Genomic DNA, 23,100 nt, shown 5'->3' with positions numbered 1-23,100 from the left:
CGCCGGAAGTCGAAATGGCGAAGGGCCGACTTCCTGAGGAGGAAGCCGGCCCTCGCCCGCCGGGCTTAGCGGTCAGCGCGGCGCGTCGCGATCAGAAGTCGTGGCCGTGGCCCGCGTGGCCGCCACCAGCCGCCGCCTTCTCCTCCTTCGGCCGCTCAGCGATGAGCGCCTCGGTGGTGAGCATCAGGCTGGCGACGCTGGCCGCGTTCTGGAGCGCCGACCGGACGACCTTGACCGGATCGATGACGCCCATCTCGAGCAGGTTGCCGTAGTCGCCCGACGCGGCGTTGTAGCCGTACGAGTCCTTGCCGTCGCGCACCTTCTGCACGACGATCGAGCCCTCTTCCCCGGCGTTGGCCGAGATCTGGCGGAGGGGCTCCTCGATGGCGCGGCGGATGATGTTCACGCCGAACCGCTGCTCGTCGTTGACCTTGAGCTTCTCGAGCGAGCTCTGCGCGCGGATGAGCGCCACGCCGCCGCCCGGGACGATGCCCTCCTCGACGGCCGCGCGGGTCGCGTGGAGCGCGTCCTCGACGCGGGCCTTCTTCTCCTTCATCTCGGTCTCGGTCGCAGCGCCGACCTTGACGACCGCGACGCCGCCCACGAGCTTCGCGAGCCGCTCCTGGAGCTTCTCGCGGTCGTAGTCGCTCGTCGTGTTCTCGATCTGAGCGCGGATCTCCTGCTGCCGGGCCTTGATCTTGTCCTTCTTGCCCTGGCCGCCGACGATCGTGGTGTTGTCCTTGTCGATGATGACGGTCTTGGCGCGGCCGAGATCGCTGATCGTGACGTTCTCGAGCTTGAGGCCGAGCTCCTCCGCGATCACCTGGCCGTCCGTCAGGGTGGCGATGTCCTTCAGCATCTCCTTGCGGCGATCACCGAAGCCCGGCGCCTTGACGGCCGCGCAGTGCAGGGTGCCACGGAGCTTGTTCACGACGAGGGTCGCGAGCGCCTCGCCCTCGACGTCCTCGGCGATGATGAGGAGCTGCTTCTGGCTCTTGGCGATCGCCTCGAGCACCGGGAGCAGGTCCTTCATGTTGGAGATCTTCTTCTCCGAGATGAGGATGTAGCAGTCCTCGAGGTTCGCCTTCATGGCCTCGGGATCGGTCACGAAGTACGGCGAGAGATAGCCGCGGTCGAACTGCATGCCCTCGACCACGTCGAGGGTCGTGTCGGCGCTCTTGGCCTCCTCGACCGTGATCACGCCCTCCTTGCCGACCTTCTCCATGGCGTCGGCGAGGAGCTTGCCGATCGTCTCGTCGCCGTTCGCGCTGATCGTGCCGACCTGCGCGATCTCCTTCGCGTCCTTCGTCTGCTTGGCCGAGCTGTGGAGGTGCGCCACGATCGCCTCGACCGCCTTGTCGATGCCGCGCTTGATCTCCATCGGGTTGTGCCCGGCCGCGACGAGCTTGGAGCCCTCGCGGTAGATCGCCTGGGCGAGCACCGTCGCGGTGGTCGTCCCGTCGCCGGCGATGTCGCTCGTCTTCGAGGCGACCTCGCGGACCATCTGGGCGCCCATGTTCTCGAAGCGGTTCTCGAGCTCGATCTCCTTGGCGACCGTCACGCCGTCCTTGGTGACCGTCGGCGAGCCGAAGCTCTTCTCGATGACGACGTTGCGCCCCTTCGGGCCGAGGGTGACCTTGACCGCGTCGGCGAGGGCGTTGACCCCCGCGAGGATCATGCTGCGGGCGGACTCGTTGTAGATGATTTCCTTGGCTGCCATGGTGTCTCTCCTAAGTTCCTTCTGTCGCCCGCGTCACTTCTCGATCACGCCGAGGATGTCGTCCTCGCGGAGGATGAGGTGCTCCTCGCCGTCGATCTTGACCTCGGTGCCCGAGTACTTGCCGAAGAGGACGCGATCGCCCTCCTTGACGTCGAGCTTCCGCACGGTACCGTCCTCGGCGACCTTGCCGTTGCCGACGGCGACGACGGTTCCCTCGATCGGCTTCTCTTTCGCGGTGTCCGGAATGTAGAGACCTCCCTTGGTCTTCTCTTCTTCCTTCACGCGCTGAACGATCACGCGGTCCTGGAGCGGTCGAATCTTCATCTTTGCAAGTCCTCCGGGGACGAGCGCCGCGTCCCACGAACGGCGAGACCCAGCCGGCGCGATAGAGCGCGCCGGAAGGCCCCCTACGATTGCAGTCTGGGCACTTTGCTAGCACTCACCTGCGGCGAGTGCTAGCGAGCGCGCGGAAGATAGCCACCCCCTGGAGGGTGTCAAGAGTGGCCCCAGGCGGCACTTTGCGCGCTGGCAGCCAGGCGCAGAGGTGGCTGTAAGTCCTGGAGATCGCAGGGGAAGGCGCGCGGCTCAAGGCTGGGCTCGGCGGAGCCTCTCGGCTAAAATGCGCTTATGAGGGCAAAGCTGCGGCAGCACAGTGACGCGATGCCCTCACGGTCTCCAGCCCGAGGGAGGCCGCCAGGACGTGTCTGGTTGACCTGAGCGCGCGGTGGCCCGGGTTACGTCGGTATCCAGGGCACCCGCATAAGTGAGGTGCCGCTGTGAGCCAAGCGATCTCTCTGTCCCCGAGCATGACCCGCTATTTCCAGGAGGTTGTGGACGAGGCGCTCCGAGTTCGGAACGTCGCTGCCACCGAGGCGGCGTCGAGTTACCTCGTCGGTCTGCTCTGTGCTTTTGCTCACCCGGACGAGCATGCCGAGTCTGCCTTCAACCAGCCCCTGACCTTTCTTCTGCGCGACGCGCTGGAAGCCTCCGGAGCCGAGCGTTTCCAGCGGCTGCGTAACCTGGGAGACAGCGTCCTCTACGTGGTCGGTTTCTTCGGCGGCCACATCGAGCTCAAGGGGGTCGATCGCGGCTACGTGGTCGGGGTCGGGTCCACCGCCTACCACCATGCGGCCGCTATGCTGCGCCTCAATGCGCGCGTCGGCCAGGGGCCCGATGTTCTTTCGGAGATGGCCGAGAAATTCGAGCGGTTCGTGAGCGTCCTGAACGATGTGGCCGACGGTACGCTCGCGTCGGGAGCTCGGGACGAGCGCTCGGTGCTCCGGCTGTACGAGCGCTGGGTTCGTACGGGATCGAGCCGCCTCGCGGATGAGCTCGGGGCACGAGGGCTCGTGCCGAGCCGTGGTACGGGCGGGCTCAACTGATGCGGGGGGCGACCTTCCCGTCCCGGATCCAGCAGCACCTGGCGCGCACCTATGCGCTCGATGACGCGCCCGCGGTCGACGATTTCATCCGGCTGACGGACGGCAGCGCACGCGAAGCGCTGCTGATCCGGCACGCCGACGGGGATATCGAGATCGCGCTGCACCTGCCCCGCCGGGCGATCACGCGGGGGCGAGAGCGGACGTTCGACGAGATCTGCCAGATCGTCGAGGGCGTGAGCCACTTCCTCTATGTGGCCGAGCGGGCCCGCAGGGAGCTGCCGGCGACCCAGCTCGAGCTCGAGCTCCAGGCCGAGGTCGACAAATACGTGCTGCTTGTCTATGGCGATCTGGCTGACGAGGTCGAGCCGCCAGGCCCGCCACTCCGGCGCCGCCACGAGGCGGCCCCACCGGGGGCGGGGCGCTTCGAGCCCGAGCGCGCCGCGCGGATCCGCGCCCATCTCTTCGAGCGGGTCACCTTCATGGATCCACCGGGCACGGAGACCGGCGATCGCTACCGGATCGCGAACGATCTGGCGGCGCGGTTCGCGGGCCGACTCGAGGCCGAGTTTGCCCGCCACGGGCGTCATGCCGAGCTGCTCGCGGCGCTGCGACGCTTCTATGCGGCGGGGCAGACGGAAAAGATCGCCCTCGCGCGCGCCGCGTGAGCGCATCCTCCCGGGCGCTCGGGGTCGCTCGGGAGCCCGGCGCGGAGCGCTCGCCGCGGCCGCGCGCTCTCGTTCTCTCTTGACCGGTTCGCGCGCACGTACTCTCATCCGCATCCACGATGCCTTCCGCGAGCACGATGCCGCCCCGTGTCCTGGTGGCCGAAGACGAACCGGCGATGTTGAGCCTCGTTGCGCGTCACCTGAGGAACCTAGGGTTCTCTGTGATCGAGGCTTCCGAGGGCGATGCCGCCTGGGAGCTCGCGCGTGAGCACCGGCCGGATCTGGTGATCCTGGACGTGATGATGCCCGGCATGAGCGGCTGGGAGATCTGCAAACGGCTGAAGAGCGACACGTCCGACGGACGGCCGTTCGCGAGCACCGGCGTCATCATGCTCACCGGGATCGGCGAGAACCTGAACGAGATGACCTCGCCGCTCTTCGCCGCGGACGCCTGGTTGAACAAGCCGTTCGATTTCACGGATCTGGACGCGCGGGTGCGCGAGACGCTCGCGCGTTATGCGAAGCAGGTGCCTGATGCGAACGGCGCCAGGGCTCAGACGAGCGCGGTTGGCGAGGAGCGTGAAGCCGCGGCGCAGCCGTCTTCCAGAGAGCGGACGACGGGGGCGAAGAAGTCGGCGGCAAACGGTGCCATGGCGAGCAGGGCGGCTGCGAAGCGGTCGGCCGTGACGAAGAAGCCGGCCGCCAAGGCGGCGAAGAAGCCGGTCGCGGCGAAGAAGCCGGCCGCCAAGGCGGCGAAGAAGCCGGTCGCGGCGAAGAAGCCGGCCGCCAAGGCGGCGAAGAAGCCGGCCGCCAAGGCGGCGAAGAAGCCGGTCGCGGCGAAGAAGCCGGCCGCCACGAAGGCGGCGTCCAAGAAGAAGTCGATGAAGTGATCCAATCCGAGGCGGGCGCCGTGCGCAGTGGCCCGTCACCTCGTTCCCACGCAACGTACGCGTGCCGCCGCCGAGCCGGGCGCAGAAGAGCCGTCCGATCAGCGCCCCGAGGGAAGACCCCCACCCACCACCGGCAACGCGCATCCATGCCGGCGGCGCGCTGAGCGCAGAGGCTGCCCTGCACGGGAATCATCAGGGCTCGCCGCGCGTCATTCCCTCGTACGTCGCGCGGAGCCTCCCAGGAACTTTCGGGCGCCTGACCCGTCAGCAGGTACAATGCTGCGACGTTTCCCCTTCGAGGGCCCCCGCGGGGGGCGCCCGGAGCGCTGAGCACCGTGAGCGACTCTCGCACGAAGCAACTGGACCGCATTCGCAGCGCCGCGCTCGCGGTTGAGCTGAGGCTGCGGTTCGGGCGCGCGCTGCGCGCGCTGCCGAGCGCGCTGACCCTCGCGCTCGCGCTCGCTGCCGGGACGCTCGCGGTGCACAAGGCGCTCCCGGCGTACCTCGGCGAGCCGCGCGCGCGCCAGCTCCTCCTCGGCGCGGGGCTGCTCGTGCTGGCCACCCTCGTCGTGGCGATGCTGCGCCGCTTGCCTCCCCGCGCCGGCACCATCGCCCTCGATCGGCACCACGGCCTCCACGACCGGCTGACGATCGCGCTTGCCTTCGACGCGCTGCCCGCAGCGCAGCGCACCCCCCTGATGGAGGCGGCGATCGACGACGCCTGCGAGCACGCCGCAGGGCTGCGCCCGGCTGGCGCCGCGCCGCTCGCGCTCCCTCGCGAGCTCTGGACCTCCGCCGCGGTGGGCCTCGGCGTGCTCGCGGTGGCGCTGCTGGAGGTGCGCACCCCGCGGAAGCAAGCGCCCGTCGCGGCGACCATCGACGCGCTCACCATGTCGCCCGACGACATCGAGCTCTTCAAGGACGCGGCCAAGGCGCTCGATCGGCAGGACCAGAGCCCGGAGATGAAGTCCGCGGTCGAGCGGTTCAACCAGCTCATCGAGGACATCGCCAACAAGCGCCTCGATCGCACCGAGGCGTTCCGCCGCATGGAGGCGCTCGAGCGAGAGCTCCTCAAGGGCGCGGAGGCCGACCTGAAGGCGCTCGAAGAGGCGCTGAAGGAGACGGGGCTCGACCTCAAGAAGAGCGACCTGGCGAAGGGCGTGGGGGAGTCCCTCGAGAAGAAGGATCTCGAGAAGGCGAAGAAGGACCTGAAGGAGCTCGCCGAGAAGCTCCGCGACAAGAAGCAGAAGCTCGACAAGGCCGAGATCGAGCGGCTGCGCAAGGCGCTCGCCGAGGCGGCGTCGCGCCGCAAGGAGGCCCTCGCCGCGATCAACGAGAAGCGCGCCGAGGCGCGCGAGCAGCTCCTCAAGCAGAAGCAGAAGGCCTCCGCGAACGATCAGCAGAGATCCGAGCAGGAGAGGCTGCTCAAGAAGAAGGAGCGGGAGCTGGAGCGGCTCGACCGCGAGGCCGAGCAGAAGGAGCGGACCGGGCGCCAGCTCGACCGGCTCGATCGCGAGCTCGCCAAGGCCGCCGAGGATCTGATGCGCGACCTCGGGATGTCAGCGGACGATCTCGAGCAGGCGGCCGAGGACATCAACCGGATGCAGCAGGAGGAGATGTCCGAGCAGGAGAAGGAAGAGCTGCGCCAGCGGCTAGAGGAGCTCCGGGAGCTCGTGCGTCAACAAGGGCAGGGGGGCAAGCAGCGGATGGCCAGGATGCTCCGCTTCGGAAAGCGCGCGCGCGGCAGCCAGGGCGGCGGTGAGGAGCAGCAGGGGCAGGGCCAACAGGGGCAGGGCGACGGCGCGCAGGAAGGGCAGGAGGGCCAGCAAGGCCAGGGCGGTCAGGGCAAGGGCGGGCAAGGCCAGGGGCAGGAGCTGGTGATCGGGCCCGGCGGCAAGAAGATCCTGATGCCCGGCAGCGGGCAGGGGCAGGGGCAGGAGGGGCCGGGGAGCGGCCAGGGCAACAGCAACGGCGGCAACCAGCCCGGGGGTGACGGCGTCGGCTCCGGCCGCGGCGGCGAGGTCGCGGGCAAGCGCACCGACCCGAAGATGGGGACCCAGGACGTCCAGGCGCAGGGGCTCGACACGCAGCAAGGGCCCTCGAACAGCGAGGTGATCCTCAGCGCGGCCGAGCGGGGCTTCAAGGGGACCGGCTACAAGAAGGTCTTCACCGACTATCACACGGTCGCAGAGCAGCAGATCAACAAGGATCAGATCCCTGATGGATACCGGTTCTACGTGAACCGGTATTTCCAGCTCATCAGGCCGCGCGAGTGAGTCGAGCCGGCGGCTCGAACGCGACCGCGCCTCTACAGGCGCTCCGCGACAGCGGGCGCGAAGCAGGAAGTCATGGCCGAGAAGACGAAGGAAGCAGCGCGGGCCGAGGTGGACGAGTTCCGCGCGAGCATCGGACAGCTGCGCGAGGAGGTGGGGAAGGTCATCGTCGGCAACCGCGAGGTGGTCGACGGCGTGCTCACGTGCATGCTCGCGGGCTCGCACGCGCTGCTCGAGGGCGTGCCGGGGCTCGGCAAGACGATGCTCGTCCGCACCATGGCCGAGGCGCTCGACCTCCAGTTCTCGCGCATCCAGTTCACGCCCGACATGATGCCCGCGGACATCATCGGCACCACGGTCATCGATGAGAACGCGGGCGGGCAGCGGTCGTTCTCGTTCCGCAAGGGGCCGATCTTCGCGAACATCGTCCTCGCCGACGAGATCAACCGGGCCACGCCGAAGACGCAGAGCGCGCTCCTCGAGGCCATGCAGGAGCACCGGGTCACGGTCTCGCGGCAGAGCTACACGCTGGAAGAGCCGTTCTTCGTCCTGGCGACGCAGAACCCCCTCGAGAGCGAGGGGACGTACCCGCTGCCCGAGGCGCAGCTCGATCGGTTCTTCTTCAAGCTGCACGTGCCGTTCCCCAGCCGCGACGAGCTGAACTCGATCCTCGAGCGGACGACCGGCACCGACGCGATCGAGGTGCGGCCGGTCCTGAACAAGGAGCGGATCATCGCCATGCAGCGGCTCGTCCGCGAGGTGCCCGTGGCGAAGCACGTCCAGGACTACGCGGTGCGGCTCCTCCAGGCCACCCACCCCGCCGAGGGAGGCAGCCTCGACGAGGTGAAGCGGTTCGTGAAGTTCGGCGGGTCGCCGCGCGGGGCGCAGGCGCTGCTGCTCGCCGCGAAGATCCGCGCCCTCTTCGAGGGGCGGTTCGCGGCGTCGGTCGACGACGTGCGCGCGTGCGCGCTCCCCGCCCTCCGGCACCGCGTGCTGCTCAACTTCGAGGGCGAGGCGGAGGGCGTGAAGACCGACGAGGTGCTGCAGGCGATCCTCAAGCACCTTCCGGAGAGCAAATGAGGCGCCGTCGAAGGTAGCATGGGGCTCTTCGACGCGTTCAAGAGGGCCGCCGCGCCGCTGCGCCGCATCTCCGCGCTCTCCGCGAGCGCCCCCGACGAGGAGCTCTTCGACGACGAGTTCCAGCGCAAGCTCGACTACCTCGCGATGGTGAGCCGCCGCGTCTTCTCGGGGGCGATGCGCGCGGAGCGGCGGACCAAGAAGACCGGCTCCGGGGTCGAGTTCGCCGACCACCGCGACTACGCGCCCGGCGACGATTTCCGGTACCTCGACTGGGCCGCGTACCAGCGCTTCGACCGGCTCCTCATCCGGCTCTACGAGGAGGAGGAAGACCTCTCGATCTACTTCATCGTCGACACCTCGGCGTCGATGGCGTTCGGCGACGGCGAGAAGCTGCGGCACGCAAAGCGCCTCGCTGCGGCGCTGGCGTACGTGGGGCTCGCCAACCTCGACCGCATCGCGATCGTCACCGCGACCGACGAGATCAGCGGGCGCATGCAGTCGACCCGCGGCAAGGCGCGCATCTTCAGGATCTTCCGCTTCCTCGGGCAGGCGCGCGCCGAGGGCCCGACCGACCTCGGCGAGGCGATGAAGACCTTCGTGGCGCAGCACAAGCGGCGCGGCCTCGCCGTGATCCTCAGCGATCTCTATGATCCGGCGGGCTTCGAGCGCGGCATCAACGTCCTCCGGTACAACCGGTTCGAGCCGTTCGTGCTCCACGTCGTCGACGCGCGCGAGGCCAGGCCCGCGCTGCGCGGGGACGTGCGCGTCTACGACTGCGAGACCGGCGACGAGCGCGAGGTCACGGTGACCCCCAAGGTGCTCGAGCGCTACGCCGAGGCCTACGAGCAGTACCTCGACGAGATCCGCCGCTTCTGCACGTCGCGGCAGGTGAGCTACTTCCGCGCGGACGTGTCCGTCCCCTTCGATGAGCTGATCCTTCGCGTGTTCCGCAGAGGCGGCTTCCTCCGGTAGCGATGCTGCACTTCACCGGCGTTCCGCTGCAGACACTGCTCCAGATCGGCGCCCTCGGCGGGGCCGTCGTCGTCGTCTTCTACATCCTCAAGCTGCGCCGGCGGCCCGTCGCGGTCCCCTTCTCGAGGATCTGGGAGCGCATCCTCCGGGACAAGGAGGCGACGAGCCTGTTCTCCCAGCTGAAGCGGCTCCTGTCGCTGCTGCTGCAGCTCGCGCTCCTCGCGCTGCTCCTGCTCGCGCTGGGGGATCCGCGCCCTCAGGCGAACCTCGTCGAGGGGCGCAACATCGTCGTCCTCATCGACGCGAGCGCGAGCATGCAGGCCATCGACGTCGCGCCCTCGCGCCTCGAGCTCGCGAAGGAAGAGGTCAGGAAGATGGTCCGCGGCCTCTCCGGCAGCGACCGCATGCTGCTGGCCCAGATGGATGCGGCCATCACGCCCCTGTCGACGCTCACCGGAGAGATCTCGGAGCTCGAGGCGGCCGTCGCGGCGGTGAGGCCGACCGACGCCACCGCCGACTTCGCGCGCGCGCTCCGCTTCGCGAGCGACACCCTGAGCGGGCTCCCGTCGCCGGAGGTCATCGTCGTGAGCGACGGCGCGCTCGGCGAGCCGACCGACGCTGGCGGACAGGTGCGCCTCGGCGACATCAAGCTCTCGTACCTGCCGATCGGCAAGGGATCGAGGAACGCCGCCATCACCGAGTTCTCGGTGCGGCGTTACCCGCTCGACAAGAGCCGCTACGAGGTGATGCTCGAGGTCACCAACACGAGCGACGAGCCCCTCGATCTCGAGCTGTCGCTGCTCGGCGACGGCCAGCTCACGGATCTGACGCGCATCCGGCTCAAGCCCAAGGAGAAGCTGCCCCGCTTCTACCCGAACCTCTCCGGCGCGTCGAAGACGCTCGAGGCGAAGCTCGCGCTGGCCGACGGCAGCTCGGACGACCTCCCCGCGGACAACCGCGCCTACGCGCTCCTCCCCGAGCGGCGCCGCGCGCGCGTGCAGGTCGTCTCCGCGGGGAACATGTTCCTCGAGGCGGCGCTGCTCCTCGACGAGTACCTCGATGTGACCTTCGTCGATCCACAGCGGTACCCGGCGGCCTCGTCGTTCGACGTGACCATCTTCGACGGCGTGGCGCCGAGCGTCGCGCCGGGGAGCGGGAGCCTGCTCTACCTCAACCCGACCGGGACCAGCGTCCCGTTCGAGGTGGGCAAGGAGGTCCTCGACGACGACCCGAACTACCGCCTGGGCTTCGACGAGCTCGACGCGAAGCACCCGCTCCTGCGCTACACGGCGCTCAGCGACGTGAACGTCGCGCGCGCCCACGTGCTCAAGGGCAACAAGGAAGACAGGGTCGTCGGCCGGAGCTACAAGGGTCCGCTGCTGCTCGAGGGGCGGCGCAGCGGCGTGAAATTCGTCGCGCTCGGCTTCGACGTGCGCGAGAGCGATTTCCCGCTCCGCATCGCCTGGCCGCTCTTCCTGCTCAACGCGATCAACAACTTCGTCGAGGAGGACACGAGCTACATCTCCTCGTTCCGCACGGGCTCCGTCTGGCACATCCCGGCGTCCTCGTCCGCGGAGGTGGCCAGCCTGGAGCAGCCCGACGGGACGACGCGCGCGGTCCCCATCCAGGAGGGGCGCGCCGTGTTCCTCGGGCAGCACGCCGGCTTCTACACGCTGCGCGTCGGCGCCGCGGGCGCGCAGGAGGAGAGCATGTTTGCCGCGAACCTCTCGGCCCCGGAGGAGAGCGCGATCGCCCCGGCCGCCGAGCTCAAGGTCGACGGCCGCGGCGCGGGCGCGGTGAGCGAGTTCAAGATCGGCGTTCGCCGTGAGCTCTGGGTCTACCTGCTCGCGGCGGTGCTCCTCATGACCGCGATCGAGTGGTTCACGTACCACAGGAGGGTGACGGTGTGAGCGCGTTCCGTGGTCGGAGGCTGCGCATCGCCGCGTGGGCCATCACATGCGTCGCCCTCGGCGGGATCCTGTTCTGGGCGTACCGGAGGTATGTCCTCCTGCACCCGGATCCGACGCTGACGTGGGTGCGCGAGGGGGTGAAGTACGAGCTCCTCAACCCGAAGATGCTCGGCGCGATCCTGCTCGCGCCCTGGTTCGTCGGGGTGCTCGCGGGATCCCTCGCCGACCTTCCCCTGCCGCAGCGCGTGCTCTCGGTGCTGCTGCGGGTCGCGTTCGTCGCGCTGATCGCGCTCGGGCTGTCGCGGCTCGCGAGGTCCGCGACCACGGAGAAGGTCGCCACCATCTACCTCATCGACGTCTCCGAGTCGGTCACGGACGAGGCGCTCGACGACGCGCGAGCGACGCTCGACAAGGCGTTCGCCGAGAAGCCCGAGGACGGCGTCATCAAGGTGATCACCTTCGCGCGGCGGCCGCGGCTCGCCGAGCGCGCGGCCGGCGAGGCGGCCGGTCGCGAGGAGGAGCGGCGCGCGCCGCCCATCGGCCGCCACGTCGACGCGAACGGACAGCGCGGCGATCTCGGCGCGGGCTCGAACCTCCAGGCCGCGCTGCAGCTCGCGTACGGGCTGTATCCGCCCGGCTACCTCAAGCGCGCCGTGCTGATGTCGGACGGCGTGCAGACGGACGGCGACGTGCTCGCCGAGGCCAACCGGGCGCGCGACGTCGGGGTGCGGCTGTTCTCCATCCCGTACCGGCGGCCCGCGCCGCCCGAGGTCGCGGTGCGAGAGCTCAGGATGCCCGACCGGGTCAAGGTCGGGGAGACGTTCGAGATCCACGCCGACATCTACGCCAGCCGCGCCACCAAGGCGCGCGCGCGGCTCTTCCAGGGGGAGGCGCTGAACGGCCTCGAGGGCATCCGGGACCTCGAGCTCAAGGCAGGGCCGAACGACGTCGTGTTCAAGAGCGTCGTGCGCATCGCGGGGCAGGTGACCTACGCGCTCGAGCTCGACCAGATCGCGGACGACAAGTTCAAGGAGAACAACCGATACGCGACCACCATCGACGTGCCAGGGCGCCCGTCGGTGCTCTACGTCGAGGGGACGCCGCAGCACGCCGGCCCGCTGTCGAGCGCGCTCACCGCGCAGCAGTTCGACGTCGACGTCAGGCCGCCGGCAGGATTCCCCGGCTCCCTCAAGGAGATGGAGCGCTACGACTTCCTGATCGTGTCCGACACCCCGAAGGAAGCGCTCAGCCTGCAGGGGCAGGAGATCATCGAGAGCTACGTGCGGGATCTCGGCGGGGGGTTCCTCTTCGCCGGTGGCGAGTCGGGGTACGGCCTCGGTGGTTGGTACCGCACTACCATCGAGCGGATCCTGCCCGTTCGGATGGACAACGAGCGAAAGAAGGACATGCCGAGCGTGGCGATGGCGCTCGTCATGGATCGCTCGGGATCGATGACCGGGCTGCCCCTCGAGATGGCCAAGGCCGCGGCGAAGGCGACCGCGGGGGTGCTGTCGTCGGACGATCTGATCGAGGTGATCGCGTTCGACTCGGCGCCGACGCGCTACGTGAAGATGCAGCCCGCGCGCAACCGCTCGCGGATCGCGGGCGAGATCGCGCGCATCCAGCCGGGCGGCGGGACCGAGATCTTCTCCGCGCTCGACGCCGCCTACCAGGACATGACCGTCACGCAGGCGCGCAAGAAGCACGTCATCCTGCTCACGGACGGCAAGGCGTCGACGGGCGGCATCCGGGACCTCGTGTCCGCCATGATCGCCGAGTCGATCACCGTGACCACCGTGGGGCTCGGGAACGACCTCGACGAGCAGCTGCTCAAGATGATCGCCGACGTGGGCGGGGGGCGCTTCCACGCGGTCCCGGATCCGAACAACCTGCCGCGGATCTTCACCAAGGAGACCGAGATGGTCGCGCGCGCCGCCGCCGTCGAGGAGTGGTTCCCGGTGACCCAGGTCGGCGACGCGGCGTTCCTCCGCGGCGTCGACGTCCGCACGGCGCCCAACCTGCACGGCTACGTCTCGACCAAGCTGAAGCCGGCGCCAGCCCAGGAGCTGCTCACGAGCGACACCGAGGAGCCGATCCTCGCGCGCTGGCGCGTCGGCCTCGGGTGGACGCTGGCCTGGACGACCGACGTCAAGGCGCGCTGGGCCGTCGAGTGGCTGAGGTGGCCGGGCTTCGAAAAATTCTGGGGACAGCTCGTCCATGAGCACATGCGCCAGAAGCACCGGCGCGAGCTCGACATGAAGGCCGAGATCGTCGACGGCGAGCTGCGCGCGTCCGTCGACGCGTTCGGGGCCGACGACCGGTTCGAGAACAACCTGACCTCCCGGCTCACCCTCATCGGGCCCGAGCCAGGCGGCGCGACGCGGGTCGTCGACATGCGTCAGACCGCGCCGGGGCGCTACGAGACGGCGCTTGCGCTGGATCGGTACGGCTCGTTCCTCTTGCGGGCGGAGCACCTGCGCGAGGCCGAGGACGGCTCGCTCCGGCCCGTCGCCGTCAGCTACGGCCACGTCTCGAACCCGTACCCGCGCGAGTACGCGAGCTTCGAGCCCGAGCTCGCGATCCTCGAGAAAGCCGCGACGTCGACCGGCGGGGCGGTCGATCCGAACGGCGTGGCGGCCATCTTCGACCCGGCAGGGGAGAAGGTGACGTTCCACGAGGAGCTCTGGCAGCAGTTCATCTACGCTGCGATGGTCGTGTTCCTGCTCGATCTGTTCGTCCGCCGGGTGCGGCTCTTCGACCGGAAGTTCGTCGCGCGCCGGGGCCGAGGGGTAGGGGGCCGGCGCCTCCCGGCCACATGACGGCTCATGGCAAAGCGGAGCCCCTCATGACGGCCGATCCCCCGTTCCTCCCCGGCGCCGCGCCGAGCGCCGGTGCGCGTCCGTCAGGTTGTCCCCGACTCCGCTGCGTGGAACGCTGTGCTCCAGCCCGCTGGCCTGCACCATTTCGCGACGCGGAAGGGCCGTCTTGGGCTAGTTTCCCCTTATAGACCGGTGGTAGAGGAGCCCTGGAAAGCAGCGAAGGACGTGAATGCGCTCGAGGCCTCCACCTCTCGGCCTCCCGTGGGTCGTCCGCTCATCATCAGCGGCGATCCGCTCGCTTCGCTCCGTGGACGAGGCACCGCGGTGTCCTCCAACACCGCCCTCGGCCGGCTGCTCCGCGAGTCGCCGCGGGCGATCGCTGAGCTGCACGAGCAGGAGATCGCGCTGGGGATCGACGTGGTCCGGGCGCTCACGTCCGCGACGACGACGCGCGCCCTGGCGCCCATCGGCATGGCGTTCCGCGCCGCCGCGCTGACCGGAACTGCGGTCGAGCTCGCTACAGAGGCGGCGGGCGCGGCCGCGCGTCGCGTGGCGGTGGCGGGTATCCTGGGCCACACTGCTGCCGCGCCCATGGCCGACCGGATCGCCGAGGATTACGCCGTCCATGCGGCGAGGCTGGCGGCGGCCGGCTGCGAGATCCTCGTCGCGTGCGGCTTCGATCCAATCCAGGCAGCGTGCGTCGGCCCCACGGTCGCGCGGCTCGCGCGCCGCGCGGCGGTGGTCAGCGCCAGCACGACGCAGCTGGCGACGTGGGCGCTCGTGGAGCTCGACGGCGCCGGGCGCACCGCCGATGGCGAGGGCTTCGAGGAGGTCGCCCGCTCAGCCCTCGACAGCGGCGCGGACGCGTTGCTCTTCGAGGTGCCGTCGGTCGAGCTCGGGCTCAACTTGCTCCGGCGCCTCGAGGGCGTCGCGCATGAGGTTCAGGTCGGCGTGCTGCTCGGCGCGGAATCTGTGCAGGCGGACGGTGCCGACCGCATCGCGCCCGCCGAGATCTGCGATGCTTGGGCGGCGTCGGCGGCGCGGCTCATCGAGGCGGGCGCGCGAATGCTCGGGGGAGGGACGGGGACAACGCTGGCGCACCTGGGCGCGCTCGCGAAGATGCTCCGTACGACGCAGCGCGCGCCCCTTCTCAGGCGCGCGCTCTAAGCGAGAACGAAACCCAACCGGAAACGTGATGATGGCCGATGCAAGCCACGGGAGTGAGTCGAAGTCTCAACCGTTGGAGACGTTTGACGATCTGCTGTTTCCCTTCCACGAAGCCACGAAGCCCGAGGCCCTTCACCGGATCGGCGCCGAGGCGGAGAAGTTCGGTGTCGATGCCAGGACAGGCGCTGCCATCCCGTACGAGGGCGAGCGGAGCATCCTCAACATCCTTCAGGCGCTCGTCGAGCGGCACGGGTGGACACCCGAGCACGAGACCCCCGGCGGTCCGCTGATCGCGCTCGCCCGGGCTGGCGCCTCGGTGACCCTCGAGCCAGGCGGGCAGCTCGAGCTGTCCGGAGCACCCCTCGAGAACATCCACCAGATCTGTATGGAGATGAGCGGGCACCTCGCGGAGCTGCGCGACATCTCCGCCGAGCTCAAGCTGACCTGGCTCGGCATCGGGTTCCACCCCTTCGCGTCGCAAGCCGATCTCTCCTGGGTGCCCAAGGCGCGCTACGCGATCATGCGGCGCTACCTGCCGACGCGCGGCGCGCACGGCCTCGACATGATGCGCCGCACCGCCACCGTGCAGGCGAACTTCGACTACGCCAGCGAGGAGGCGGCGATGCGCGCGCTCCGCGTGTCGCTCCGGCTCTCCCCGCTCGTGACGGCGATCTTCGCCAACTCCCCGTTCTACGAGGGGGCGCTGTTCGGCGGGCGGAGCTACCGCGCCAAGGTCTGGCTCGACGTCGACGCCGCGCGGCAGGGGCTGATCCGCGACGTGCTCGAGCGCGGGCGCCGCTTCTCGGACTACGTCGCGTGGGCGGTCGACGCGCCGATGTTCCTCTTCAAGCGCGGCGGCGAGGTGATCGAGAACACGGGGCAGACCTTCCGCGAATTCCTGGAGCACGGCTTCGAGGGGCACCGGGCCACCCGCGGCGACTGGGAGACGCACCTCAACACCCTCTTCCCGGAGGTCAGGCTGAAGCGGACCCTCGAGGTCCGCGGCGCAGACTCGCTGCCGGCCAACCTCGTCTGCGCGCTCCCGGCGCTCTGGGCGGGCATCCTCTACGATGCGCGCGCGCTCGACGAGGCCGACGCCCTGTCCGAGAGCTTCAGGTTCGACGAGCTCGAGGCCGTGCGCCCGAAGATCGCCGAGCGCGCGCTCCGCGCCACGTTCCGCGGCAAGCCGCTCGCGGCGCTGGCCGAGCGGCTCGTCTCGATCGCCTCGGGCGGCCTCGAGCGGCGCGCGCGCCTGAACAAGAACGGCAAGGACGAGCGCGTCCACCTCGATCGGCTCAGCGCGCTCATCGCCAAGGGGCAATCCCCGGCCGATGCTCTCGTCGATGGACTCAGCAACGACGACCCGGACCTGCGAAGCAAGATCCTCGAACGTGCGAGGATCTAGCCGCGGCTCGTCGCCGAGGCGGCGCGGGGCGGCGGGCGCGCCGGGGGGAGGACGTCGATCGGCATGACGCTCGTCTACCTCCTGGGCACCTTGCTCCTGGTGCTCCTCAACGCGTTCTTCGTCGCGTCCGAGTTCGCCATCGTCAAGATGCGGCCGACGCGGCTGGAGCAGCTCGTGCGCGAGGGGGACGCGCGGGCCCGGCTCGCGCTGCAGATGTCGCAGCGGCTCGACGCGTACCTGTCCGCCAACCAGCTGGGCATCACGCTCGCGTCCCTCGGGCTCGGCTGGATCGGCGAGCCGGCCATCGCCCAGCTCATCGAGCCGTTGCTCGCGCCGCTCGACGCCTGGTCGGGGGTCGGCGCGCACGCCATCTCCGTCGGTATCGCGTTCATCCTGATCACGTCGCTCCACACCGTGATCGGAGAGCTCGCGCCGAAGTCGCTCGCGATCCAGCGGACCGAGAAGGTTACGCTCTGGGCGGCGCGGCCGCTGCACGGGTTCTTCGTCCTGATGTGGCCGGTCATCTGGGTGCTCAACTCGATGGCGAACGGGTTCGTCCGCCTCTTCGGGCTCCGGCCTGTGGGCGAGGAGGAGTTCGCGCACACGTCGGAGGAGCTCCGGCTGCTCTTGACCAAGAGCCCCGCGGGGCTCGATCCGGCGCTGCGCAGCATGCTCGTGCGCATCTTCGATCTGCGCCGGCGCACGGCGAGGCACGTGATGTCGCTCCGCTCCGACGCGGCGACCCTGCGCGCGAACATGACGATCGACGAGGCGGTGCGGATCGTGGCCGACGCCGGGTACTCCCGGTACCCGGTGCTCGACGAGCAGGGCAAGAACGTGCTCGGCTACCTGCACCTGCGCGACCTGTTCGACGTCCTGAGCCACCGCCGCCGCGCGGCGCGCGTCGCCGAGCTGCTCCGCAAGCCGATCTTCGCGCGCGAGAACACCTCGGTCGAGCGCCTCCGCCTCGAGATGCAGGCGCGCCAGGTGCCGGTGGCGATCATCACGTCGGCCTCGGGCGAGTTCATGGGGCTCGTGACGATGGAGGACCTCATCGAGGAGATCGTCGGCGAGATCCGCGACGAGAACGACGAGGAGGTGCCGCCCATCCACCGCCGCGGCGGCGGCATCGTCGACGTCGACGGCCGCGTCCTGCTGACGGACCTGGAGCGCGACGGGCACATCGTGCTGCTGCCCGAGGTGAAGACCGTCGAGACGGTCGGCGGCTACATGCTCGGCCGGCTCGAGCACCCACCCGAGGCGGGCGAGCGCGTCGAGTGCGAGGGCTACACGCTCGTGGCGATGGATGTCGCCGGCCGGCGGGTACGGCGCGTCCGCATCGTCCCGACCGACGCGGCCGGGGGCGAGCGGTCATGACGAGCGCGGCTCCCTGCGCCGCGGATCCGCGCCCCAGCGCCGTCCGTCAGGGGCGCCGCCTCCGAGCGTTCGCGGCGAGGCGCGCACCCTGGAATCGGTCGCCCCGGGGACGAACGGCGCGCGGATCCAGGTACAAACTTCGGCGGACCGGTACTACCCTGGCTTCGTAAGTGGAAACGCTTGCAACTCGGATCTTGCGCGATGGCCCGCTGAACGAGCTCGACGCCGTCGGCTGGGCCATTCGTCTTGCGAAGCGGATCGAGGCGCTTCACGCCCTCGGCGTCGCGCACGGCGCCATCTCGCCGGAGTGCGTGCTCACGACCGCGGTCGATCGCACCTCCAAGGCAATCCTGGCCGACCTGCGCCAGACGCCGAGCCGCATCGCGTACCAGTCGCCCGAGCGGGTCGGGGGCGGGACGCTCTCGGCCGGCGACGACGTGTGGGCCATCGCGGCGACGCTCTACGAGGTGCTGACCGGGGCGAGCGCCTTCGGCGGCGGGAGCGACGCCGAGACGCGGCAACGGATCTCGAGCTCCTCACCGGCGCCGCTCGCCGTCTTCGACGTGGGCGACGACGATCTCCAGCGGGTCCTCGACGATGCGTTCCAGCGCGATCGCTCCGCGCGGACGACGAACGCCGCCGCGTTCCGGCGCGCTCTCGAGGAATGGCACCCCGATCCCGCGGTGCGCACGCTGCTCCCGCTCGACGACGAGGACGCGACGAACGACGAGGACGACGACGAGGTGCGCACGCTGATGCGGGTCTCGCCGTTCAGCTCGAGCCAGCTCGACGAGGTCATCGCGCAGCGCGCGGCGGCAGCGGCGGCTGGGCAACCGGCGCCGCCTCTCCCGGCCGAGCGCGCGCGGCCCCCGGCGGCGCAACCCGGCGCGCCGGCCCCCAGGCAGGGCGCCGCCCCGATCCCCAGGGCGCCCGCCGCGGCTCCGGCCGCGCAAGGGCGCGCTCCGGTCGCGCGAGCGCGCGTCCCGGGCGTGGGGGCGGTCCCGGTGACCCAGACGTCCGGCGACGCCCGTGAGGGCTCGGAGCCCAGGATGGCCGCGCGGGAGGCGACGCCCCTGAACCTCCGCGGGCCCGCTGGGCCAGCGGCCGCAGCGCCCGCGCGCTCCGGAGGAGCGGCGCCCGCCCCGCCCCGCGCGCCCGACGCGGGGCGGCCCGCGCCAGGTGCGGCGCCGCCGGCTGGAGGGCATCGAGAGCCGTCCGCGGTCGCAGCGCCAGCGCCCGCGTTCCCGGGGCGCGAGCGCCCGGACGCAGAGCCCGAAGCTGTCGCGAGACCTCAGCCCCGGAGCGGCGAGCTACCTTTCCTCGGCGATCTCGACGGGGACATGCTCGACGAGTCCACGCTCGATGCGCCCACGATCGTCGACGACCGCGACGATGACGATGACGACGTCCCCACGCGGACGCGGGAGGCTCCCACGCCGGTCGTGCCGCCCCCGGTCGACGCGACGCCGACGCTCGGCGCGCCCCAGGCGCTCGCCGATGCGGCGGCGACAGGTCGCTCCGCTGCGGCGCCGCTCGAACGAGCCGCGGGGGCGCCCGCGGCCGCGTCGTTCACGAGGGCCGACGCGGGGGGCGGAGCGCTCCTCGGGCCGACCTCCGCCGCAGCCGGCGCGCTCAGCCCATCGCAGCAAGCCTCGGCGGCCATGCACGGCGCCGTCGCCGCGCAGCAGAGCGCGGCGCCCGCTCAGAGCGCAGGGCAGGGCTCAGCCGCGCCGGAGCCGCCGCCCCTCGGCACGGCCGACGGTTTCGGCCTGATCACCGACGTGCCGCCTGACCGCTCGGGGCGGCTCGGGATCATCATTGCGGTGGTGGTGGCGCTGCTCCTGGCGGGGGGGGCGATGCTGTTCGCCGCGCAGCTCGGCCTGCTGGGGGCCGCGCCCACCGCGCCCGGCAGGGGGGCGGTCGAGCCGGTCCCCGCGCTGGCCGTCGCGTCGATCGTGGCTCGCTCGCGGCCGGAGCGCCTCCTTGTGGAAGCTCTGGATCTGCGCGTCGAAGCCGCCCATGTCCACGCGCAGGAGCGTCTCGGGCCGGAGGCCTGAGCGGCGCGCGACGGCCTCGGTCCGCGCGGGGAACGGCGAGATCCACACCATCCTGCCGCCCGGCGCGAGCGCGCGCGCGGCGCCCTCGACGAAGCGGTCGAGCATGGCGTCGAGATCTCCCGTGCGCTCGACGCGCCGCCCGAGGGGCGGGTTCGTCAGGATCAGCGTGGGCGCCTCGCCCGGGGGCGGCGCGCCGCCCGCGTCGCGCTGGAGGAGCTCCGCGCCCCGCGCGCCCGCGGCGTCGAGGTTCTCGCGCGCGATCTGCAGGGCCCGAGGATCGCGATCCGAGCCCACGAGCCGCCGGTACGGTCCGAGCAGGGCGCGCTCGCAGAGCTCGAGGCCCGAGCCGACGAACGGATCCCAGACGACGTCGTCGCCGCGCGCCCCCGCGATGCGCGCGAGCGCGGCCGCGATCGTCGGGTGCGACGCCGCGGGCACGTCGCCCCGGCGATACGCGAACCGTGGGTCGGGCAGGCGCGGCGCGAGCTCGACCCGCACCCGGCCCGCGCCCTCGTAGACGACCACGTCCCACGTGCTCTGGGTCGGATCGTTCACGAGCTCCGGGGCCTCCGCCTCCACGGCCGCCGCGGCGCGGAACACCGCTGCCCGGCGCTTGCCGCCGCCGGCCCAGTCGATGCGGTAGCGGATCGCGCCCTGGGTGAAGCGGCGCAGGATCTCGCGCGCCTCCCGCGAGAGCAGCCGCTCCGCGACCGCCGCGGCGAGGTCGGCGCCCTGGTCGAGCTTCCGCAGCGGCAGCGGGAACGCGAACGACAGCATCGTGCGCGCCCCGAACAGGACGTCGAGGCGGCCGCTCAGCACCGCCTCGACCCGCGCGCCGCCGCACGGATCGCTCCGGAGCTCGGGGACGAGCGCCCCGCCGGGAGAGTCCGCGTCGAGCGCCGCGAGCTCCTCGGCGAGGATCGCCTCGAGCCCGCGCCGGCAGCGCACCGCCACCCGGAGGGGGCGCTCCGGCGCGCGATCGCCGGCGATCTCGGACGGCTCGCCGCGCGTGAGGGTCCTCCTGGCCAGGAGCTCGGCGCGCGCGCGCACGCCGGCGATGTCGTCGCCGTCGAGCTCGGCCAGCGCCTCGAGCGCGGCGCCGCCGCCCACCTTGCCGAGCGCGTCGATCAGCGCGCGGCGAACGTCGGGCGAGCGCTCGCTGCGCGCCGCCTCGGCGAGCGCCTGCTCGACGAGCGCTCGCCCGGCGTCCGCCGCGGGCGGCTTGCCGAGCGCCACCGCCGCCATGCGGCGCGTGCGGCGATCGTCGTCGCCGAGGCAGGCGAGCAGGTAGTCGCGCGCCCGCTCCGAGACCTCGGGCTCGATCGGCCCCGCGGCCATCAGCTTGCCGACGAGCCGGGTGAGCGGCGCGCGCAGCGCCGGCGGCGCGCCGGCCGCGCGCTCGATCGCGGCGGGCAGCGCCGCAGCGCCAGCGCGCCGCAGCGCCCGCTCCGCCAGCTCGGCGGGCTCATCGGCCGTCTCGAGCAGATCCATCAGGGCGGCGAAGTGGCGGCGGCCCGGCGTGAAGCCCGGATCGGAGAGGGCGCGCTGGAGGTCGGGGTCGAGCGTGGCGGGGGGGGTCATCGTGGCTTGTAACTCCGCGTATTTATGTGGATCCCGGCGGTCACAGCGGGCCGGGATCTCGGGGGACGCCTGCGCCGCTCTCCGAGCGCGCTCGACTTTCGCGACAAGCGCGGCGTTCCAGCAAGCTCTTTCGGCGCCGGGGCTCTCGGCGCTCTCGTTTTCGGTCGCCGGGTCGCTAGAGTCTCAATCATGCCGGATCTGAGCCAGGTCATCCCGAGGACGGCGTTCCCGCACGACGTGCTTCGGGCGGCCCTGGACGCGCTCGAGGCGGGGCGGCGGGTGGTGCTCGCCTCGGTGGTGGCGCGGCACGGCTCGGCGCCGTCGACGCCGGGGCAGAAGCTCTGCCTCTTCGACGATCTCACCGCGATCGGCACGATCGGCGGCGGCGCCGTCGAGCGGGCGGCGCTCGGCATCATGGGGCGCGCGCTCGACGAGCTCGCCAGCGCGCCGAAGCTCGAGACGTTCCGCCTGGGCCCGACGCTGGGCATGTGCTGCGGAGGCTCGGTCGAGGTGCTCATCGAGCCGATGCTGCCCGCTGTGCACGTCCTCGTGATCGGCGCCGGGCACGTGGGCGCGTTCGCCGCGCCGCTCCTCGCGTCGCTGGGCTTCCGCGTGACCCTCTGCGACACGCGCCCCGCCGCCGCCGACCCCGCCCGCGTGCCGGCGGCGGCGCCGCTCGCCCGCGCGCCGTCGGCGTACGACGATGCGCCGCGGGATCTCGCGCCGGCGCCGGGGGAGCAGGTGCGGCTCGTGCTCGCCGAGCACGACGACCCGGAGGTGCTGACGGGCCTGCCGAGGGAGCTCGGCGAGGCGGCGGCGCTCGTGATGACGCACGACCACGCCCTCGATCAGGAGGCGCTCGCGTGGGCGCTCGCGCGCGGCTTCGGGTACGTGGGCGGCGTCGGGAGCCGCGCGAAGGCTGCGCGAACGCGCGCGCGGCTCGAGGCGAAGGGGGTGCCGGAGGGCGACGTCGCGCGGGTCAGGATGCCGGTCGGCCTCGACATCGGGGCGCGCACGCCGGCCGAGATCAGCGTTGCTCTGGCCGCGGAGCTCGTCGCGTGGCGCGCGGGGCGGCAGCGCGCTCGATGGTCATCGACCGGCACGACGTCCGCCGGAGAGGAGCAGGCTGGATGAATCGAGTGACCACGATCGTGCTCGCCGCGGGCGCGGGCAAGCGGCTCGGGGGGCCGAAGGCGCTCCTGGCCTGGCCGTCATCGACGAAGGGCGGGGCCGAGCGGCCGCTGGCGATCGCGCACGCGGAGGCTCGCCTCTCGGCCGAGAGCGCGCGGGTGCTCGTGGTGGTGCGCAGCTCCGTCTTTCACGCGCTGCTGGCTCATGTGCAGCCGGGCATCGACCTGGTCTCGTGGTCCGCGCCGGACGACCTCGGGCCGGCGGGCTCGCTGGCCGTCGCCGCGCCGCGCATCGGCGACGCCGACGCGGTCATCGTGACGCCGGTCGACGTGCCCCCCGCGCGCGCCGCGACGGTGGCGCGGCTGCTCGCCCGCCTCGAGGCGGGCGCCTCCTCGACGACGCCGCCGCTCGCGGTGCGGCCGCGGCACCTCGGCCGCGGCGGGCACCCGGTGGTGCTGCGCACCGAGGCGCTCCAGCGTTACCTGGAGGCCGATCCACCGCCGCTCCGGGATCACCTGAGGGCGCTCGGCGACAGGTGCGTCGACGAGGAGGTGGACGATCCAGGGGTGCTGCACGACCTGAATGTGCCGGTCGACGTGATCCGCGTGCTCGGGGGCCCGCCGCGCTTCCTGGCCTGAACCTGAAGAGACGAGAGCCCGCCGCGTCCATCG

At 71.4% G+C, this 23,100-nt stretch carries 16 protein-coding genes; 13 read left to right on the top strand and 3 right to left on the bottom strand.

Annotation, left to right across the window (positions count from 1 at the left end):
• Positions 1 to 91 precede the first annotated feature (91 nt).
• Positions 92 to 1,720: a chaperonin GroEL gene (gene groL / locus WME82_RS32110; protein ID WP_437740301.1), complete on the bottom strand. Its 1,629-nt coding sequence runs from the start codon at positions 1,718 to 1,720 to the stop codon at positions 92 to 94.
• A 33-nt stretch (positions 1,721 to 1,753) separates the two neighbouring features.
• Positions 1,754 to 2,044 carry a co-chaperone GroES gene (gene groES, locus WME82_RS32105; protein ID WP_012238539.1) on the bottom strand — a complete coding sequence of 97 codons (291 nt, stop codon included), beginning with the start codon at positions 2,042 to 2,044 and terminating at the stop codon, positions 1,754 to 1,756.
• 452 nt (positions 2,045 to 2,496) lie between these two features.
• Here groES and WME82_RS32100 point away from each other — a divergent pair, with 452 nt between their 5' ends.
• The 11 genes from WME82_RS32100 (at position 2,497) to WME82_RS32050 (ending at position 17,660) form a co-directional block, all read left to right on the top strand.
• Positions 2,497 to 3,102 carry a hypothetical protein gene (locus WME82_RS32100; protein ID WP_437765560.1) on the top strand — a complete coding sequence of 202 codons (606 nt, stop codon included), beginning with the start codon at positions 2,497 to 2,499 and terminating at the stop codon, positions 3,100 to 3,102.
• Entirely contained in the window at positions 3,102 to 3,767 is a 666-nt protein-coding gene (locus tag WME82_RS32095; protein WP_437851235.1) for a hypothetical protein, read from the top strand. Before WME82_RS32100 ends, WME82_RS32095 begins: the two co-directional genes overlap by 1 nt.
• 119 nt (positions 3,768 to 3,886) lie before the next feature.
• Entirely contained in the window at positions 3,887 to 4,657 is a 771-nt protein-coding gene (locus tag WME82_RS32090) for a response regulator transcription factor (protein WP_438038411.1), read from the top strand.
• Positions 4,658 to 4,992: 335 nt separating this feature from the next.
• Positions 4,993 to 6,933: a hypothetical protein gene (locus WME82_RS32085; protein WP_438038410.1), complete on the top strand. Its 1,941-nt coding sequence runs from the start codon at positions 4,993 to 4,995 to the stop codon at positions 6,931 to 6,933.
• A 72-nt stretch (positions 6,934 to 7,005) separates the two neighbouring features.
• On the top strand, positions 7,006 to 8,010 hold the full coding sequence (locus WME82_RS32080) for an AAA family ATPase (protein WP_437740297.1): 1,005 nt from the start codon (positions 7,006 to 7,008) through the stop codon (positions 8,008 to 8,010).
• A gap of 18 nt (positions 8,011 to 8,028) precedes the next feature.
• Positions 8,029 to 8,982, top strand: coding sequence for a DUF58 domain-containing protein (locus WME82_RS32075; RefSeq protein WP_437542928.1), 954 nt, complete (start codon positions 8,029 to 8,031; stop codon positions 8,980 to 8,982).
• 2 nt (positions 8,983 to 8,984) lie between these two features.
• A complete protein-coding gene (locus WME82_RS32070) occupies positions 8,985 to 10,892 on the top strand; it encodes a vWA domain-containing protein (protein WP_438038409.1) in 1,908 nt (635 codons plus the stop codon).
• Entirely contained in the window at positions 10,889 to 13,711 is a 2,823-nt protein-coding gene (locus WME82_RS32065) for a VWA domain-containing protein (RefSeq protein WP_437851227.1), read from the top strand. Before WME82_RS32070 ends, WME82_RS32065 begins: the two co-directional genes overlap by 4 nt.
• Positions 13,712 to 13,828: 117 nt before the next feature.
• The gene (locus tag WME82_RS32060) at positions 13,829 to 14,878 is read left to right on the top strand and encodes a homocysteine S-methyltransferase family protein (protein ID WP_438038408.1); all 1,050 of its coding nucleotides are present in this window, start codon (positions 13,829 to 13,831) and stop codon (positions 14,876 to 14,878) included.
• A 73-nt stretch (positions 14,879 to 14,951) separates the two neighbouring features.
• A complete protein-coding gene (locus tag WME82_RS32055) occupies positions 14,952 to 16,283 on the top strand; it encodes a glutamate--cysteine ligase (RefSeq protein ID WP_438038407.1) in 1,332 nt (443 codons plus the stop codon).
• 63 nt (positions 16,284 to 16,346) lie between these two features.
• Positions 16,347 to 17,660 (top strand): hemolysin family protein, encoded by a 1,314-nt coding sequence (locus WME82_RS32050; protein ID WP_438038406.1) that lies wholly within the window; start codon positions 16,347 to 16,349, stop codon positions 17,658 to 17,660.
• 1,721 nt (positions 17,661 to 19,381) lie between these two features.
• On the opposite strand, the gene WME82_RS32045 is transcribed toward WME82_RS32050, so the two are convergent.
• Complete coding sequence (locus tag WME82_RS32045) at positions 19,382 to 21,298, bottom strand: HEAT repeat domain-containing protein (protein ID WP_438038405.1); 1,917 nt, start codon at positions 21,296 to 21,298, stop codon at positions 19,382 to 19,384.
• A gap of 189 nt (positions 21,299 to 21,487) precedes the next feature.
• On the opposite strand from WME82_RS32045, the gene WME82_RS32040 reads away from it, so the two are divergent.
• Together WME82_RS32040 and WME82_RS32035 are read left to right on the top strand one after the other, a co-directional pair.
• Positions 21,488 to 22,432, top strand: coding sequence for an XdhC family protein (locus WME82_RS32040; protein ID WP_438038404.1), 945 nt, complete (start codon positions 21,488 to 21,490; stop codon positions 22,430 to 22,432).
• Positions 22,429 to 23,067 (top strand): nucleotidyltransferase family protein, encoded by a 639-nt coding sequence (locus tag WME82_RS32035; protein WP_437740289.1) that lies wholly within the window; start codon positions 22,429 to 22,431, stop codon positions 23,065 to 23,067. The genes WME82_RS32040 and WME82_RS32035 overlap by 4 nt, the downstream gene beginning before the upstream one ends.
• The last annotated feature ends 33 nt before the right edge of the window (positions 23,068 to 23,100 follow it).

This window comes from Sorangium sp. So ce128, assembly GCF_051525245.1.
In the GTDB taxonomy this organism is placed as follows: Bacteria; Myxococcota_A; Polyangia; order Polyangiales; family Polyangiaceae; genus Sorangium; species Sorangium cellulosum_B.
The sequence above is the reverse complement of the archived record's forward strand: the minus strand, read 5'-3'. Positions and strand labels throughout refer to the sequence as shown.